The organism is Streptomyces sp. NPDC006430 (assembly GCF_040612395.1).
Lineage (GTDB): Bacteria > Actinomycetota > Actinomycetes > Streptomycetales > Streptomycetaceae > Streptomyces.
This window is the reverse complement of the sequence record NZ_JBEXQA010000020.1, coordinates 78,584-94,506: the sequence shown is the minus strand read 5'-3', so window position 1 is coordinate 94,506 and position 15,923 is coordinate 78,584. Positions and strand designations below refer to the sequence as shown.

General features: G+C 71.4%; 19 protein-coding genes and 1 pseudogene. 9 read left to right on the top strand and 11 right to left on the bottom strand.

Annotation, left to right across the window (positions count from 1 at the left end; all coding sequences use genetic code 11):
• The first annotated feature begins 22 nt into the window (after positions 1–22).
• Positions 23–550 carry a GNAT family N-acetyltransferase gene (locus ABZZ20_RS25325; RefSeq protein ID WP_356873228.1) on the top strand — a complete coding sequence of 176 codons (528 nt, stop codon included), beginning with the start codon at positions 23–25 and terminating at the stop codon, positions 548–550.
• Positions 551–640: 90 nt separating this feature from the next.
• Here the strand turns inward: ABZZ20_RS25325 and ABZZ20_RS25320 are convergent, their stop codons facing one another.
• Entirely contained in the window at positions 641–1,552 is a 912-nt protein-coding gene (locus tag ABZZ20_RS25320; protein WP_356873226.1) for a glutaminase, read from the bottom strand.
• A gap of 6 nt (positions 1,553–1,558) precedes the next feature.
• Positions 1,559–2,251, bottom strand: coding sequence for a demethylmenaquinone methyltransferase (locus ABZZ20_RS25315; protein ID WP_356873224.1), 693 nt, complete (start codon positions 2,249–2,251; stop codon positions 1,559–1,561).
• A 264-nt stretch (positions 2,252–2,515) separates the two neighbouring features.
• Here ABZZ20_RS25315 and ABZZ20_RS25310 point away from each other — a divergent pair, with 264 nt between their 5' ends.
• Both ABZZ20_RS25310 and ABZZ20_RS25305 read left to right on the top strand, forming a co-directional pair.
• A complete protein-coding gene (locus tag ABZZ20_RS25310; protein WP_356873222.1) occupies positions 2,516–3,442 on the top strand; it encodes a DUF3152 domain-containing protein in 927 nt (308 codons plus the stop codon).
• 74 nt (positions 3,443–3,516) lie between these two features.
• The gene (locus ABZZ20_RS25305; RefSeq protein ID WP_356873220.1) at positions 3,517–3,891 is read left to right on the top strand and encodes a helix-turn-helix transcriptional regulator; all 375 of its coding nucleotides are present in this window, start codon (positions 3,517–3,519) and stop codon (positions 3,889–3,891) included.
• Here ABZZ20_RS25305 and ABZZ20_RS25300 read toward each other — a convergent pair.
• The 5 genes from ABZZ20_RS25300 to ABZZ20_RS25280 all read right to left on the bottom strand — a co-directional run bounded on the left by ABZZ20_RS25300 (position 3,857) and on the right by ABZZ20_RS25280 (position 8,868).
• A complete protein-coding gene (locus tag ABZZ20_RS25300; RefSeq protein ID WP_356873218.1) occupies positions 3,857–4,501 on the bottom strand; it encodes a hypothetical protein in 645 nt (214 codons plus the stop codon). The two genes, ABZZ20_RS25305 and ABZZ20_RS25300, sit on opposite strands and share 35 nt — an antisense overlap.
• Before the next feature lie 7 nt (positions 4,502–4,508).
• On the bottom strand, positions 4,509–5,708 hold the full coding sequence (gene mqnC, locus ABZZ20_RS25295) for a cyclic dehypoxanthinyl futalosine synthase (protein ID WP_356873216.1): 1,200 nt from the start codon (positions 5,706–5,708) through the stop codon (positions 4,509–4,511).
• Between the two features lie 74 nt (positions 5,709–5,782).
• The gene (locus tag ABZZ20_RS25290; RefSeq protein WP_356873294.1) at positions 5,783–7,558 is read right to left on the bottom strand and encodes a serine/threonine-protein kinase; all 1,776 of its coding nucleotides are present in this window, start codon (positions 7,556–7,558) and stop codon (positions 5,783–5,785) included.
• A 61-nt stretch (positions 7,559–7,619) separates the two neighbouring features.
• Positions 7,620–7,865: a hypothetical protein gene (locus ABZZ20_RS25285; RefSeq protein ID WP_356873214.1), complete on the bottom strand. Its 246-nt coding sequence runs from the start codon at positions 7,863–7,865 to the stop codon at positions 7,620–7,622.
• Positions 7,866–8,004: 139 nt separating this feature from the next.
• Positions 8,005–8,868 carry a menaquinone biosynthesis protein gene (locus ABZZ20_RS25280; protein WP_356873212.1) on the bottom strand — a complete coding sequence of 288 codons (864 nt, stop codon included), beginning with the start codon at positions 8,866–8,868 and terminating at the stop codon, positions 8,005–8,007.
• Between the two features lie 237 nt (positions 8,869–9,105).
• On the opposite strand from ABZZ20_RS25280, the gene ABZZ20_RS25275 reads away from it, so the two are divergent.
• A complete protein-coding gene (locus ABZZ20_RS25275; protein ID WP_030012116.1) occupies positions 9,106–9,309 on the top strand; it encodes a cold-shock protein in 204 nt (67 codons plus the stop codon).
• A 205-nt stretch (positions 9,310–9,514) separates the two neighbouring features.
• Here ABZZ20_RS25275 and ABZZ20_RS25270 read toward each other — a convergent pair whose 3' ends face one another.
• Positions 9,515–11,233, bottom strand: coding sequence for a lytic transglycosylase domain-containing protein (locus ABZZ20_RS25270; RefSeq protein ID WP_356873210.1), 1,719 nt, complete (start codon positions 11,231–11,233; stop codon positions 9,515–9,517).
• A 312-nt stretch (positions 11,234–11,545) separates the two neighbouring features.
• Here ABZZ20_RS25270 and ABZZ20_RS25265 point away from each other — a divergent pair, with 312 nt between their 5' ends.
• Positions 11,546–11,938, top strand: a complete 393-nt coding sequence (locus ABZZ20_RS25265) for a hypothetical protein (RefSeq protein WP_356873208.1) — start codon at positions 11,546–11,548, stop codon at positions 11,936–11,938.
• 1 nt (position 11,939) lies between these two features.
• Here ABZZ20_RS25265 and ABZZ20_RS25260 read toward each other — a convergent pair whose 3' ends face one another.
• The gene (locus ABZZ20_RS25260; RefSeq protein WP_356873206.1) at positions 11,940–12,383 is read right to left on the bottom strand and encodes a MarR family transcriptional regulator; all 444 of its coding nucleotides are present in this window, start codon (positions 12,381–12,383) and stop codon (positions 11,940–11,942) included.
• Positions 12,384–12,449: 66 nt separating this feature from the next.
• Here ABZZ20_RS25260 and ABZZ20_RS25255 point away from each other — a divergent pair, with 66 nt between their 5' ends.
• From ABZZ20_RS25255 to ABZZ20_RS25245, 3 genes are all read left to right on the top strand, one after another.
• Entirely contained in the window at positions 12,450–12,854 is a 405-nt protein-coding gene (locus tag ABZZ20_RS25255) for a VOC family protein (protein ID WP_356873204.1), read from the top strand.
• Complete coding sequence (locus tag ABZZ20_RS25250) at positions 12,855–13,235, top strand: transposase (RefSeq protein ID WP_356873202.1); 381 nt, start codon at positions 12,855–12,857, stop codon at positions 13,233–13,235.
• A gap of 164 nt (positions 13,236–13,399) precedes the next feature.
• On the top strand, positions 13,400–13,990 hold the full coding sequence (locus ABZZ20_RS25245; RefSeq protein ID WP_356873200.1) for an RICIN domain-containing protein: 591 nt from the start codon (positions 13,400–13,402) through the stop codon (positions 13,988–13,990).
• 83 nt (positions 13,991–14,073) lie between these two features.
• Here ABZZ20_RS25245 and ABZZ20_RS25240 read toward each other — a convergent pair.
• A pseudogene (locus tag ABZZ20_RS25240) lies at positions 14,074–14,802 on the bottom strand (transposase).
• On the bottom strand, positions 14,688–14,996 hold the full coding sequence (locus ABZZ20_RS25235) for a hypothetical protein (protein ID WP_356873198.1): 309 nt from the start codon (positions 14,994–14,996) through the stop codon (positions 14,688–14,690). Before ABZZ20_RS25235 ends, ABZZ20_RS25240 begins: the two are co-directional and overlap by 115 nt.
• 185 nt (positions 14,997–15,181) lie before the next feature.
• Here ABZZ20_RS25235 and ABZZ20_RS25230 point away from each other — a divergent pair, with 185 nt between their 5' ends.
• Positions 15,182–15,889 (top strand): hypothetical protein, encoded by a 708-nt coding sequence (locus ABZZ20_RS25230; RefSeq protein WP_356873196.1) that lies wholly within the window; start codon positions 15,182–15,184, stop codon positions 15,887–15,889.
• Positions 15,890–15,923: the final 34 nt, after the last annotated feature.

The following is a 15,923-nucleotide window of genomic DNA, read 5'->3' as shown; positions in this document are numbered from 1 at the left end:
CGCGAACCGAAGGGCTGCCCCGATGACCACCTCGCCGACCCGGCCGCTCCCCGCCGTTCAGCTCCGCGTGCCCACCGATGAGGACGCGCGGGCGTGGCACGGCGTCTTCGCCGACCCCGACGTCATGGAGTTCCTCGGCGGCCCCGCCGAGCTCTCGCTGTACGAGGAGTTCACCGCGCGGCAGCGGCTGCACGACGCACAGCTCGGCTACTGCCTGTGGACCCTGCTCGACGAGGAGGGAACGGTGATCGGCTTCACCGGTGCGCAGCCGTGGCCCCGGGAGAAGGAGTGGGGACCCGTCGGCGAGATCGAGATCGGCTGGCGGCTGGGCCGGGCGTCGTGGGGTAAGGGGTACGCGTACGCGGCTGCGCTGGCCACCCTGGAGCGGGTGCGGGAGGCCGGGGTCGCGCGGGTGGTGGCGATGATCGACGCCAGGAACGCGCGTTCGGTGGCGGTGGCGGAGCGCCTCGGGATGGACCTGGCGGAGGAGTTCCTGACCCCGGGCGGCAACCCGGCCCGCCGCTACGCGCTTTCGCTGCGGGAGGAGTAGGCGCAGCCGCCCGGCCGCCGGCCCACGGGGCCGGAACCGGACCGGCACCGGGGACGGACCGGCCCGGGCGGACCGGACCCGGCGGGGTCGTCAGAAGACCGACAGGCCCGTCAGGGTCGTGAAGCGGTCCAGGGCCGCCACGGCCGCGACCGAGTTGCCGTGCAGGTCGAGGCCCGGGCTCCACGCGGCCAGCGTGCACCGGCCCGGGACCACCGCCACGATGCCACCGCCCACGCCGCTCTTGCCGGGGAGGCCGACGCGGTAGGCGAACTCACCTGCCGCGTCGTACGTCCCGCAGGTCAGCATCACCGCGTTGACCTGCTTGGCCTCGCTCCGGGTCAGCAGCCGCGAGCCGTCCGCGCGCAGCCCGTGCCGGGCCAGGAACCGTGCGGCGCGAGCGAGGTCGGCGCAGCTCATCTCGATGGAGCACTGCCAGAAGTAGTGGTCGAGCAGGGTCGGCACGGGGTTGTCCATGTTCCCGTACGAGGCCATGAAATGGGCGAGGGCTGCGTTGCGGTCGCCGTGCTCGTGCTCGGAGGCCGCGACCTCCGCGTCGAAGCCGAGGTCCGGGTTCCCGCTCTCCTGGCGCAGGAACTCCAGCAGTTCGCTGCTCGCGTCGCCGGTCAGGGTCTGCAGCCGGTCGGTGACGACGAGGGCGCCCGCGTTGATGAACGGATTGCGCGGGATGCCGTTCTCGTACTCCAACTGCACCAGGGAGTTGAACGGATTGCCGGAGGGTTCCCGGCCGACCCGCTCCCACAGGCTGTCCCCGCCCTCGGCCAACGCCAGGGCCAGGGCGAACACCTTGGTGATGGACTGGGCGGAGAAGGGGACCTGCCAGTCCCCCACCCCGTGGACCCGGCCTTCGAGATCGGCGATGGCCATGCCGAACTGCCGGGGGTTCACGGACGAGAGGGCCGGGATGTACTCGGCGGGCGTGCCGCTGCCCACCAGGGGGGCGATGTCGGTCGCGATCTGCTCCAGCAGTTCCTGGTAGTCCACTGCTTCCTACGCCTTGGAGCCGCGGTGCAGCGCGACGATGCCGCCGCTCAGGTTTCGCCAGGCGACCTTGGACCAGCCGGCCTTCTGCAGCAGCTCGGCCAGCGCGGGCTGGTCGGGCCACTCGCGGATGGACTCGGCGAGGTAGACGTACGCGTCGGGGTTGGAGGACACCGCGCGGGCCACCGGCGGCAGGGCGCGCATCAGGTACTCGGTGTACACGGTCCGCAACGGCGCCCAGGTGGGCTGCGAGAACTCGCAGATCACGACCTGGCCGCCGGGCTTGGTCACCCGGTACAGCTCGCGCAGCGCGGCGTCGGTGTCCTGGACATTGCGCAGTCCGAAGGAGATCGTCACGGTGTCGAAGACGTCGTCCTTGAACGGCAGCTTCGTCGCGTCGCCGGCGGTCAGCGGCAGCCAGGCGTGGCGCTTCTTGCCCTCGCGGAGCATGCCGAGGGAGAAGTCGCAGGGGACCACGTACGCGCCGGTCGCGGCGAAGGGCAGCGAGGAGGTCGCCGTTCCGGCCGCGAGGTCCAGCACCGTGTGCCCGGGGCGCGCACCGACCGCCTTGGCGACCTCCTTGCGCCACAGTCGGGCCTGGCCCAGGGAGAGCACGTCGTTCGTGAGGTCGTAGTTCGCCGCGACGCCGTCGAACATGGAGGCGACTTCGTGCGGCTGCTTGTCCAGGGAAGCGCGGGTCACTGGCGTTCGCCCCTCGGTGTGCGGTGTGGATCGGCGGGTACGCACCCATCCTCTCAGGCCCGGCCCCCCGCCCCGCCCGGGCCCCACGGGCCGACGCGTCCCGGCGCGGCGGCGCGGGCGCAGGGCCCGCTCGTCCAGCGGAACGACACCGCACAACTGGCCCGAAGGACAGTTACGCGGCGCCTGCACGTCCGCGTTGACTGGGCAGGGCACGCCCTGGCGAGGGCTCCCGCACCAGCACGATCCCGAACAAAGGGCTCCACAATGCCGGCAGGCCGTTCCACCGGTGGCTCCCGCCTCGGCCCGCGCGCCAGGCGCCGGGCCGAACGGCGCAGGCGGCTGCGCCGTACGCTCCTCGGCACTGCCGCGCTCTTCGCCGTCTCGGCGACCGCGTACGCCGTCGCGCCCCTGGACGAGGTCGTCTCCGTCGCCGACGTCCTGGCCGCCGCCCCGCCGTCGGGCGCGCCGGACCCGGAGCGTTCCGGGGCGTCGGCGCCGACGGCGTCCCCGTCCGCGCCGCACGGCGCCCATGCGTCCCCCGCGCCCGGGCACCCCTCCGCCGCGGCCCCGTCGGGCGCCGCCGCACCGAAGCCGAAGGGCGGCTCCGCCGCTCCGGGGTCGGTCCCGGCCGCCGGGCCGGGGGTATTCGGTGCCTCCGACCACTCCGGGCAGCCGCAGGGCAAGGGGCCGGCACGGCGCTGGCGGGTGGAGGTCGAGGAGGGCAGCGGAGTGGACGCCAATGCCGCCGCCCGGTCGGTCGAGGCGATCCTCGGGGACCCGCGCGGCTGGATCCAGGACCCTGCGTACGGCTTCCAGCTCGTCGGGGCCGGTCAGCCGGTGGACTTCACGGTGAAGATCGCGACGCCCACGACCACTGACCGGCTGTGCGAGGTGGTCACCCCCGAGCTCGTCGGTGAGACCAACTGCCGCTCCGGTCACACGGTCGTGGTGAACCTCAAGCGGTGGCAGGAGGGGTCGCCGCAGTTCAAGGGCCCGGTCGAGGAGTACCGGGCGCTGATCGTCAACCACGAGGTGGGCCACGAGATCGGCCGCGAACACGAGACCTGCCCGGGCCCCGGCAAGCCCGCTCCGGCGATGATGCAGCAGATCAAGGGGCTGCTCGGCTGCGAGGCCAACGCCTGGCCGTTCGACGGCAAGGGAACTTACCTGTCCGGCCCGCGCGTCCCTTAGGCAACAGGGAAGGTCGGTGGGCCGGGCATTGAGCCGGGCAAGGGGGCATCGGCCGGGGGCGAGGAGTGGAAACCGTGCGCGTCGTCAGCTTCAGCGTCCCGGCCTGGTTCCCGCCCCGCAGCGGTACGGGTGAACAGGTGCGGCGGGAGGCCCAGCTCACCGAGCAGGAGTCGGCCGTGTTCCTGTGCCTGGCCACCGGCGCCTCCAACGCGGAACTCGCCGGCGAGCTGCAACTGTCCGTCAGCACGGTCAAGTTCCACGTGCACAACATACGGGCGAAGCTGGGCGGGATCAGCCGCCTCCAGGCCTGCCTGCTCGCCGCCCTGGCCCGCGAGGGCGTGCGCGGGCCAGGACTCGGGCAGGAGCTCGGACACGGGCAGGAGCTCGGGCGGGAATGCGGGCAGGAATGCGGGATCAGCGCCGACGGTGCAGCAGTCGTCCCCCGATGACCGTGGCCACGCAGCTGGTCGCGCCCTGCTCCAGCAGCGCCCGTACGTCCGGCACCGCGAACACTGCGAAGCGGGCCGGAACACCCGCTTCCAAGGCCCCGTAGAAGGCCTGCTCGGCCGCGTCCCGCCCGGCGAACGGATCGAGGGAGGGCGGGCCCGAGGGCTGCGCCGGCGGGAGGACCGTCAGCCCCGAGCGGGCCACCGCCGTCCGCACCGCCGGGATCGCGAGCCGCCCGGTCACCGCGACCACGCCGCGGGCCAGCAGCTTCTGCGTGGCCCGCCGGGCGCTGTTGCCCCAGCGGGCCTCGGTCATCGTCAGGGCGGCCAGCGCCTCGGCCCCGCTGATCGGCTCGGCCCCGAGCTCGGTGGTCTCGTACGGGTCGTCCGGGTAGTAGGTGCGCTCCAGCAGCACGTCCGCCCCGCGCACGAGCAGCCCCGGCGTCAGTACCCCGGGCCAGCGCCGGACCCGCGCGTGCGGGAACTCCGCGGCGAGCTCCTCGTACGGGCCCACGCGGCTGATCCGGTCGCCGTCGACGAGGACCGCCCCGCCGGGCAGCGGCGCGGCCCCCGGTCCGGCGAGGAGGTGTTCGGCGGTGTGGAGCGTCAGCAAGGCGCCGTCACTTGGCCGAGATGAGCTTCAGCTCGGGGTGGGCCGTGCCGCCCTCGATCGCGGTCGAGGAGATGTGCGAGACCACGCGGTCGTCGACCGGGTCGTTCGCCGGGTCGTCGTGCACGAGGAGGTGCTCGTACGTCGTCGCGCGCTGCGCCGGGGTCCGGCCCGCCTTGCGGATCAGGTCGATGATCTCCTGGCGGTTGGAGCGGTGCTTGGCGCCGGCCGAGGAGACCACGTTCTCCTCCAGCATGATCGAGCCGAGGTCGTCCGCGCCGTAGTGCAGCGCGAGCTGGCCCGCCTCCTTGCCCACGGTCAGCCAGGAGCCCTGGATGTGGGCGATGTTGTCGAGGAAGAGGCGCGCGATCGCGATCATGCGCAGGTACTCGAAGACCGTCGCCTGGGTCCGGCCCTTGAGGTGGTTGTTCTCGGGCTGGTACGTGTACGGGATGAAGGCGCGGAAGCCGCCGGTGCGGTCCTGCGTGTCGCGGATCATCGCGAGGTGCTCGATGCGCTCGGCGTTGGTCTCGCCGGTGCCCATCAGCATGGTGGAGGTGGACTCCACGCCCAGCTTGTGGGCGATCTCCATGATTTCCAGCCAGCGTTCGCCGGATTCCTTCAGCGGGGCGATCGCCTTGCGCGGGCGCTCCGGCAGCAGTTCGGCGCCGGCGCCCGCGAAGGAGTCCAGTCCGGCCGCGTGGATGCGGCGGATGGCCTCTTCGGCCGTAACGCCGGAGATGCGGGCCATGTGCTCGACCTCGGACGCGCCGAGGGAGTGGATGACCAGCTGCGGGAAGGCCTTCTTGATGGCGGAGAAGTGCTCCTCGTAGTACTCCACACCGTAGTCCGGGTGGTGTCCGCCCTGGAACATGATCTGCGTGCCGCCGAGCTCCACGGTCTCCGCGCAGCGGCGCAGGATGTCGTCGAGGTCGCGGGACCAGCCCTTCTTGGTGTCCTTCGGGGCGGCGTAGAACGCACAGAACTTGCACGCCGTGACACACACGTTCGTGTAGTTGATGTTGCGCTCGATGATGTACGTCGCGATGTGCTCGGTACCGGCGTAGCGGCGGCGGCGCACCGCGTCGGCCGCCTGGCCGAGGGCGTGCAGCGGGGCGTGCCGGTAGAGGTCGAGCGCCTCTTCCTGGGTGATCCGGCCCCCTGCGGCGGCGCGGTCGAGGACAGACTGGAGAGCGGCCTGGTCGGTCACCGGTGCGTCACCTTTCGGCGGTGTGTCAAGAGGTACGGACCGATCCAGCCTACGCCAGGGCCCGTCCCGGGATTTCAGGGGCTGCGGGTCAGATCGCCTTCGGGGTTTCCGGCCGGGACGTCGCCCGACTTGTAGTGGAGCGTCCCGTTGGGGTTGAGGGTGAAGCGCTCGTCGGCGGACCCGTTGGAGCAGATGCCGGGGGCCGGGTTGGGCCCGCCCGCCGTGTCGAGGACGAGGGAGCGGTCGGTGGCGGAGGCGAGCTTCCAGTCGCCGCTGCAGTCGGTGCCGAGGATCGGGAGGATCGACTTGTCCCGGCCGACGACCTCGCCGATCTTGCCGCCCTTGATGGTGATCTCGAACTGGCTGGAGACCCCTGCCCGGGCGGTGGTGACCGTGCCCTTCCAGGTGCCGACGAGTTCCTTGGGAACGTCGCCGCGGGTCCCCCGGGGCGGAGCCGAACCGGTCCCACCACCCGGGTTCGGCGTGACCGCCGGCGTCGAGGCCGTCGGGGACTGGGGGGCGCTGCCCACCGCGTCCCGCTGGTCGCCGCCCGTGCCCGGCAGCAGCCCCAGCCCGTACAGCCCGCCGCCCGACAGGACGGCGAGCACGGCCGCCGCCGCGAGGACCAACGAGCAGCTGAACCGCCGCCCGGCCGCGCTGAGGGTGACCTGCCGCGCCCGATCGGGAGCGGTCCGGGGCTGCGGCACGCCGCCGGAGGTCTCGGTGGGGCTCGCGTGGACGGCGGCCGGGGGCGGCCCGTAGGGCCCGTACGGGGCGTGCGCGCCGCCGGCGCCGGAGGCAGCGGTTCCGTACGAGGGGTCGGGCGCTCCGAACCCCACCGCCGGCTCCCCGTACGAAGAGGACGTGAACGGCACCGGCCCCGAAGCGGATTCGGGGCCGGACGCCGGCGCGGGCTCCGGGGCTTGCGGGGGAGCGGCATCGAGGTCCAGCAGGGCCACCGCCGCGCGGCTGGCCTCCTCCACCAGGGCGGCGGGGAGCCAGCCGGGAGCGTGCAGGGCGCCGTCGAGGGCCGCCGCGATCGCCTCCGGGGTCGGCCGGTCGGCGGCCGACTTGGCTAGAGCGGCCGAGATCAGCTCGCGCAGCTCGCCGGCCGGGACCTCGTCGAGGTCGGGCGGCTCGTGGACCACCTTGTAGAGGAGGGTCGCCGAGTTGTCCCCGGTGAACGGCGGCCGTCCCGTCGCCGCGAAGGCCAGCACCGCGCCGAGCGAGAACACGTCGGTCGCCCCGGTGACCCCCTTGCCGAGGATCTGCTCGGGGGACATGTAGCCGGGCGAACCGATGGAGACCCCGGTGGAGGTGAGGGAAGCGGTGCCGTCCGTGGCCCGGGCGATCCCGAAGTCGATCAGCCGCGGGCCTCCCGCGGGGCCACCGGCCCGGGAGCCGCCCCCGAGGGTGAGCATCACGTTCGACGGCTTGACGTCCCGGTGGACGAGGCCCATCCCGTGCACGGCCACGAGGGCGCGAGCCAGGCCTTCGCCGATCGCGCGTACCGAGGCCTGCGGTAGCGGCCCGTGCGCGGCGACCGCACGGTCCAGGGAGGGGCCGGCCACGTAGCCGGTCGCCACCCACGGCACCGGCGCCTCCGGGTCGGCGTCCAGCACGGGCGCGGTCCACTCGCCGCCGACCCGCCGCGCGGCCTCGACCTCGCGGCGGAAGCGGGTGCGGAACTCGGCGTCGGAGGCGAAATGGGGGTGCACGATCTTGACGGCGACCGTCCGGCCGCCCGCGCTGCGGCCCAGGTAGACCCGCCCCATGCCACCCGAGCCGAGCCGGCCGAGCAGCCGGTACGCACCGATGGTCCGCGGATCGCCGGCATCGAGCGGCTCCATCGCGTCCCCCTCCCCCGTCAGGTCCCTGACGTCCCTGATCGCCAAGAGCACCTTAGAGCGGTCACTGACCGGCCGGGGCCGATCCGGCGGGCTCGAACCCGGCGAGCATCTGCTCCAGGGCCTGCAGTTCCTCGGCGGCGAAGGCCGCGGCGGCACCGCTGTCGGCGCTCTCCGCGCTCGGGGCGGGCGCGCCGAAGCAGTCGGAGCCCTTCGCCTCGGGGGCGGCGTCCGGCAGGGCGAAGAGCCCTCCGGTGTGGTCCCGGTCGGGGTGGCTCAGCCAGATCCACCGCACGTCGGCCGCAGGCACGCAGGCGCCGCGAATCGCGGTTTCCTCGCATTCCCGTACGGCGAACTGGAAAGCGAAAACAGGGGGAATTCCCGGGAAACGGCATATCCCCGGCATCGGGGTCCCGGGTCGCCCCCGGTAAATCGATCACGGAAGGTGATCAATCCCGGGGGTGGTGCCCGTTCAGGAGCTCCACCGCGACATCCGCGGGATAGCCGGTGGACGGTCCCGTACGGCGGGCGAATTCCCTTACGCCGGCCAGCTGTTCCGGCCCGAAGCGGAAGTCGAGCGTCCTGAAGTAGCGCTCCAGTAGGGCGGCGTCGAAGGCCTCCCAGCGGGCCGCCTGCTCGGCGACCTTGGCGACCTCCTCCAGCGAGAGGTCACGGGAGTCGAGGAAGGCCTCGTGGACCCTGCGCACGACGAGCGGCTCGCGGGCCAGGTAGTCCTTGCGGGCCGCCCAGACGGCGAAGACGAACGGCAGGCCGGTCCACTCCTTCCACATCAGTCCCAGGTCGTGCACCTCCAGGCCGAGCCGGGGCGCGTCGTGCAGCGAGGCCCGCAGGGCGGCGTCGCCGATCAGCACGGCCGCGTCGGCCTCCTGCATCATCACGCCCAGGTCGGGCGGACAGGTGTAGTAGTCCGGACGGACCCCGTACTGCTCCGAAAGCAGCAGCTGGGCGAGGCGCACGGAGGTGCGGGACGTCGAGCCGAGGGCGACCCGGGCGCCGTCCAACTGGCCGAGCGGCACCTGCGAGACGATCACACAGGACATGACCGGACCGTCGCAGCCGACCGCCAGATCGGGGAAGGCGACGAGCTGGTCGGCGTTGCGGAGGAACTCCACGAGGGTGATCGGGGCGATGTCCAGTTCCCCCCGGACGAGCCGCTCACTGAGCTTCTCGGGGGTGTCCTTGGTCAGTTCCAGGTCCAGCAGCGTGCCGGTTCTGGCCAGTCCCCAGTAGAGGGGAAGGCAGTTCAGGAACTGAATGTGGCCGACACGGGGCCGGCTGCGATAGGCGTCCACATCGCGAGACTAGTCGCCGCGCCAGCGTCAGCCTTCGAGCGGGTCTCAAACGTCCGGGTGACGTGATCTTTCCCTCTGGTCTCCGCCGCAGGGTGCGTGCTAGGCTCGACGCAAGTTGCAGTTTGGTTTCCCTTGCAGTACGAGGCCTGCGGAGAATGTGACCCGCAGGCTTTTGTAGTTTTCAGACTTCTTAGCAGGTTCTGGAGCAGGGCGACCCTTTGGCCCATAGGAGGGCTCATGGCTACCGGAACCGTGAAGTGGTTCAACGCTGAAAAGGGCTTCGGCTTCATCGCCCAGGACGGCGGCGGCCCGGATGTCTTCGTCCACTACTCCGCGATCAACGCCTCTGGCTTCCGCTCCCTGGAGGAGAACCAGACGGTGAACTTCGACGTCACGCAGGGTCCGAAGGGCCCGCAGGCGGAGAACGTCACCCCGGCCTAGTCGCCTGGGCCAACCTCATCGCGGTTGGATAAGTAGTACCCAAGGAGCCCTGCCTCCTCCGTGCGAGCGGAGGTCGCGGGGCTCCTGCCTTTTCCCTCCCGGGGTGGGTAACGGGGCGAAACGACCTCCGTCCCGGCCACCGTTGGACGGTGACCGGGACGGAGGTCGTTTCGCGGGCGGGCCCGGGAGCCGCGAGTCCGGGCCGCTACTGCTTGGCGGCCGTCGTCGGCGTCGGCGTCGGCGTCACCGGGGGCGTCGGCGTCGGAGCTGCCGTGATCTTCAGGTCGAGGATCAGGACGACCTTCTCCCGCGTGATCAGGCGGAGGTGGTACGTGCCCGGGGCGACGTCCGTGGTGAACAGCTCCGGCAGCGCGATCTTGCCGTCGGCGCCGGTCGGGGCCAGGTCCAAGGTGGTCAGCGGCTCGCCGTCCTTGTTCTTGAACCACGGACCCTTCGCCTTCGCCGGGTCCACCGGCACCCACTCGCCGGCCGTGTTCTGCTCGACCAGTCCGGCGGTGACCTGAGTGCCCTCCACCGCCTTGTCCTGGGCGGTGGCCGTCAGCTCCACTCCCTTGAAGCTGGTCCCGGTCACGACCTCCAGCGGCTTCGCCGCATCGGCGTCGGTCCGGGTCAGCTTGTCCGCGACCGGCGCCGGCTTCGCCGTGACGGTCCCGGTGAACTTCGCCGTGAGCTGGGCCTCGTTGCTGTACGCCGCGACCCGCAGGGTGAAGCTGCCCGCCTTGGCGCCGGCCTTCAGTCCGGGCAGCGCCGCGATCCCCTCGGTGTCGGTCTCGACCACCAGGACGGTCTTGCCCTCCGCACCAATGGAGGTGCCCGTGGTGTCGTCCTTGAGCTCGAAGAGGATGGCCTTGCCGGCGGCCGGCTTGCCGTCGCTGAGCACCGCCTTGATCCGCGGGACCGTGGTGAACGCGGACCCGGCCTCGGCCTTGAGCTCCGGGCTGCCGAGCAGCTCCAGCTTGGCCAGCTGCGGGACCGACGGCGTGGGCTTCTCGGGCGTCGGCGTCGGCTTCTGCGGCGTCGGCGTCGGCTTCGGCGCCGGAGTGACCGGGGTGGTGGGCCGCGTCTGCGTGGGGACCCTCGGGGTGGGAAGCGTCGACGTGGGCGGGGTCGGGTAGGTGCCGGCGGGCGGGTTCGGCACCCCGGTCACCCCGTTCTGGTACTGGTGCATGTACCCGACCACCGTGTTCACGTACTCGCGGGAGTTGTTGTAGCTGAGGATCGCCCGGTCGAGCTGCGCCTGGTCCGAGAGGTTCCGGTCGCCCGCGCACAGGTAGAGGCCCGCACCCAGCGCGGCGTCGTAGATGTTGTTCGGGTCGCGCTTGCTGTCGCCGTTGCCGTCGGCGCCCCACGTGGCCCAGGTGGAGGGGATGAACTGCAGCGGGCCGACGGCCCGGTCGTAGACGGCGTCCCCGTCGTACTCGCCCTTGTCGGTGTCCTTGATCTCGGCGAAGCCGTTGCCGTCCAGGCGCGGGCCACGGATCGGCTTCTCGGTGTAGCCGTCGGCCTTGAGTCCGTAGCCGGAGGCGTGCACGGACTCGACCCGGCCTATGCCGGCGAGCAGTTGCCAGGGCAGCTTGCAGCCCGGGAGCGCGGCGGCCACGGAGATTTCGGCGCGCTTGTAGGCGTCAAGGGCGGTCCCGGGTATGCCGCTGGCCCCCTCGCCCGCGCCCGTGCCGGCGCCCGCGGCGGGCGGTACGGCCGGGTCGGCGAGCGGGTCGGGCAGGTCGAGCCGGGCGTCGCCGCGGTCACTGGCCTGGGGGCTGTCCGGAGTCGGCTCGGACTCGCCCGCATCGGCGGTCGAAGGGTTGGTCACCACGGCGGCGGTCGTCAGGCTGGCCGCGAGCGCGGCCGTGCACAGGACCTTGCGCGAGGTGTTGACGAGGTGACGGTGAAGCGGCTTCACAGTGCGGCGATCCCCCCAAGGCGGCCGGCAAGGTATACGGCGGGTCGAGCCGTGAATATCCCCTGTCTATCAGTTATTCGGGAGCGACTCGCCGTCACCCCGGCAGATGTGACACACCATTCGTCTCGGCTTCACCGGGTCTGCACGACCGAACGCACAACGGACCCGAACCCCTGACGGAATGGCCCCCATGGCCCACCCTTTGCCCGTTCTCCGCCACTTGAGCAGGGTTGGTGGCGACCTCCACCGGAAAGGACCGGTGGCGCGAAACCGGGACGCGACCGGCTGGCCACTCGGCTACATTCGACGCCCATGACTCCCGAGGCGTACGAGACGGCGTTCCGCGCACGCGCGGAACGCAAGCGGACCATAGGCATCTTCCTGTTCATCGCCGTGGGCGCCGTATGGGTCTGGCTCGCCTACCAGTTGTTCGCCCCCTTCACCTTCCACACCGGCTCCGGCCATGCCACCTGCGCCTCCCGGTTCTTCTACGACGACGGGGAGAGCGGCTTGCGGTCCTACGCCAACGTCGAGGGAGCCTCCTGCGCCGCCGCGCGGGACTGGGCCGAACTGTTCGCTCCACTGCTGGTGTCGCTGCCGTGCGCGGCGGTCGGCGTCTTCCAGTACACCTCGGGCACGGTGGCCCTGGCGATGCGCCGGCACGCCGAGGAGCTCGCCGTGCTCCGGGCCCTGCCCAAGCGCTGAGTCACCGGCTCCCCGCGTGCGCGTACACGCGCAGCAGGAGTGCGTGCAGGGTGGCCCGTTCGGTCTCGTCGAGGGGGGCCAACAGGTCGTCGCGAACGGCCGTGGTCTCGGCGACCAGCTCGTCCAGGAGCCGGCGGCCCGGTTCGCTGATGCTCGCCAGGACCCGGCGACGGTCGGCCGTGTCGCGCTCCCGGTCGACGTATCCGCGCCGGGCGAGGCCGTCGAGGACCTTGACCACGTCGCTCGGGTGCACGTCGAGCCGCTCGGCGAGGTCGCGCTGCGGCTGCGGACCGTGGTCGGCGAGGGCGGCGAGCACGGCCATGTCCCACAGCCGCAGGCCGCGCGCGGCGAGGCGGTCACCGACGAGGGTGCGGGCCGTCTTGCCCACCTTGGAGAGCACGTAGGGGGTGAGCGCGGTCAGTCGGGGCGTCGAGGGCGGAGCCATGGACACATTGTAGGGTGGAACCAATCATTGGTGGCACCCTACTAATATTGTTCGGACGGAGCCCGCATGGACGCCCTGCACACCCGCCTGCTCGTCGGACGCTTCGCAGAGACCTTCCACTTCTACGACGCCCTGCTTCCCGACCTCGTCGGCGCCACCCGCACCCGCGGCGACGTCGAAGGCCCGTACGCCTCCTGGGACGTAGCCGGCCAGGGCGTGCTGGCCCTGCTCGACCGCAGGGCGATGGCCGCCACGGTGACGCTGCACGGCGCGGCACCCGACACCGGCCCCGATGATCGCACCGTGCTGATCAGCCGCGTCCCGGACGTCGATGCGGCCTACGCCGCCTGCCTGGCCCGCGGCGCCGCCCCGGCCGGCCCGCCGGCCGACCGCCCGGAGTGGGGCCCGACCCTGCGCAGCGCGCACGTCCGCGACCCCGAGGGAAACCTGTGGGAGCTCCAGTCCTACTGAGTGCGGCCGGGAGCGGCCGAGCGCAGCGCCCCCGCGTCGCACCCGTGCACTGGGACCTCCGCGTCCCGGCTCGGACGCGCGCTGATCGACCGTCACCTCTACCTGCCCAGGGACAGCCGGTGCGCCAACGGCCCCCGCCGAACTGCGGCCGGCATACCCGAACAGGCCGTGTTCGCGACGAAGCCGCACCTGGCCCGCGACATGATCGCCGCCGCACTCGACGCCGACACCCCGGCCCGGTGGGTCGCCGGAGACGAGGTCTACGGCCAGGAACCCGCCCTGCGCGCGGAGTTGGAGGCCAGCAACACCGGCTACGTCCTGGCGGTGTGGCCGCCGGGCGCGGCCTCGAAGGCGGACCCGAGGTGCAGAAGCCTCGGCTGACCCACGCCACGATCGTGTAGTCGGGTGTAACCGACAGGTGGCGGACGAAAGTGACGCCGAGGCGGCACGCTATGACTACTTACAGTTAGATTTTGGTTACTCATTGTATAAATATGGGTGTGCCGCCCAGCCCAGAGGGGCGGCCTCGACCAAGGGAGATCGCCTTGAAGGCACCCAGACGAGCGTTCGCTGCCAGCCTGTGCACCCTGGCGGTCAGCGGGACGATGCTGGCCGCAAGCCCCGCCGCGCCGGCGGCGACCGCCAACCGCGCCATGGCCGCGGCGCCCGCCCCGTTGTTCAGGGCGAAGCTGATGGCCAACCACAGCGGCAAGTGCCTGGACGTCCCGACGGCGAGCCAGGTTGCGGGGCAGGCCGTCCAGCAGTGGCACTGCTACGACGCGCCCGACAACCAGACCTGGAACTTCGTCGCTGCTTACAACAGCAACCTCGCCGACGGCTACCTCGCCGACGGCTACTACACCATCCGCGCCCAACACAGCGGCATGTGCCTGGAAGTCGCGGGCGGGATCACCGCCGACCAGGCGTCGGTCACCCAGCAAACCTGCGACACCACCAACCGCACGACCCAACAGCAATGGCGGCTCGTCCAGCGGCCCAACGGCCACTTCAGCCTGGTCACCCGCCACAGCGGCAAGTGCCTGACGGTCCCGGGCGGGAACCTCACTGACGGGGTCTTCGTAGTCCAGCAGGGGTGCTCCAACGACCTGCCCTACCAGGAATGGAAGCTCCACTGAGCCGCCGGCCATAACCGGACGCCGCGCGAGGGCGCAGCCACATCGGGCGCAGAACCGGCGACGGCCCTCGCGCGGCGACCGATCTAGTGTTCTGAGTCGGCAATTCGTCGGCAGTACCAGGCGAGGGATTCGAGGATCTGGTCGGCGGTCTTGGTCCAGATGAACGGCTTGGGGTCTTCGTTCCATGAGTCGACCCAGGTGCGGATGTCCTTCTCCAGCGCCTGGACCGACTTGTGGACTCCTCGCCGTATCCGCTTGTTCGTCAGCTCCGCGAACCACCGCTCGACCAGGTTCAGCCAGGACGAGTGGTGGGCGTGAAGTGCATGTGGAACCTGGGATGGGCCAGCAGCCGCTTCTTGACGGCCGCGGTCTTGTGGGTCGCATAGTCGTCGCAGATCAAGTGGACCTGGAGTCCGGCAGGGATCTCCTTGTCGAGCTTGTTCAGGAACTTCCTTAACTCCTCGGGCCAGTGTCGGCGGTGGAGGGACCCGATCACCTTGCCGGGGGCCATGTCGAAGGCCGCGAACAGCGTGGTGGTGCCGGCGCGGACGCGGCTCGTCCGACAACCCGTCGAGAGGGTCCGCCAGGAAACGCTTACACCACTTCGAGACGGTGTCGCGGGACACCCCGACCCGCTCCATCACCACACGCGTCGACACGGGAAAGCCGTCCTCCCCGACATCGTCACAGGCCAGGATCACACGGTCCCGCATCGCCATGTCCTGCGCGGACTTACGCTGCCGCACCCAACCCTCAGCTTGGTGACCGTGACGTCGGAGATCTTCTGCTTGACCGAGGAGGTGGGGTCCCACCAGCCGCGCGAGAGCTTCCCGCGGGCCGTGACCGCTGCGGCCTCGGTCTTCAGACTGTTCTCGTAGGAGGCGATGCGCAGGGCGTCCGGCGAGATGATCGACGCGTTGGCGGTTCCCGTGCCCAGCAGAGCGGCGGTGGCGAGGTCGGCGAGAACCGTGGCGGTGCGGCGGCGGGTTATGGCCGTAGAAGACATGGGTAACTAGCCCTCTCGGGTTGGGGGGTGGCGTGTGGCGGCCAGTCAACCAGCCGATGAAATCGTTCCGGCCCAAGAGTTCCTCAGACTTCGACCTCGATGCGGAGGCGCCAACTCCGCGGAGAGGCCGGAGATCCGGCGGAAGGGCTGTGCCCCAACACCACAGCCACGGCATTCCCATGACGATGCGTCAGGCAATTCTCTATCTCTCGGAGCAGCCGGTGGAGTCTCAGGAGATCCCCCTCGTGATCACCCCTCAGCAGGCCGCCCACGGCGTGATCCTGAGCGTGCCGTTGTCGACCGGCACCGCCCGCCTCAGGATTCCGCCCGCCCGGGACGGCGATCTCGTACGGGCCCGCGTCGGGGGTGAAGAGGTGCTGCTGCGCATCCGGGTCGCGCCGGCAGCGGCGCCCGTGTCGGACGCGCGGGGGTGTCTGGTGGCGCTCGCGGTCGCCGTAGCCGTCATCGTCGGCGTGATCCTGTTGAACAGCGGTGACGACGACGGGGATCGCTCCGCCGCCCCGCGGCCTACTCCCTCGTACAGTTCCTGGTCGCCTGCCCCGGCCCCACCGCCGGCGAGCGTTCCGGCCGATCCCGTCGACCCGCCCTCGGAGGCGGCCCCCACCCCGTTCGACCGGGGCACCTGCCTCAACGGATCGCTGCCGGACTCGACGACCGCGCAGCGTGTCACCGGGGTCAAGGAGGTCCCCTGTTCGGCGTCCGACGCGCACTACCGCGTGATCGAGAGCATCCCGCTGACCTCGGACCTGAACCGGTGCAACGACAACCCGAAGACGCAGTACGCGTTCTCGTACCGCTACTCCCGGGGCGGGGTCACCATCAACGAGTACGTGTACTGCCTCGTCGGCCTGGGTTCCTATTCCCGGGGGTGAGGCCCGCCACGGCAGGCCCGGGGACCGATCGTCG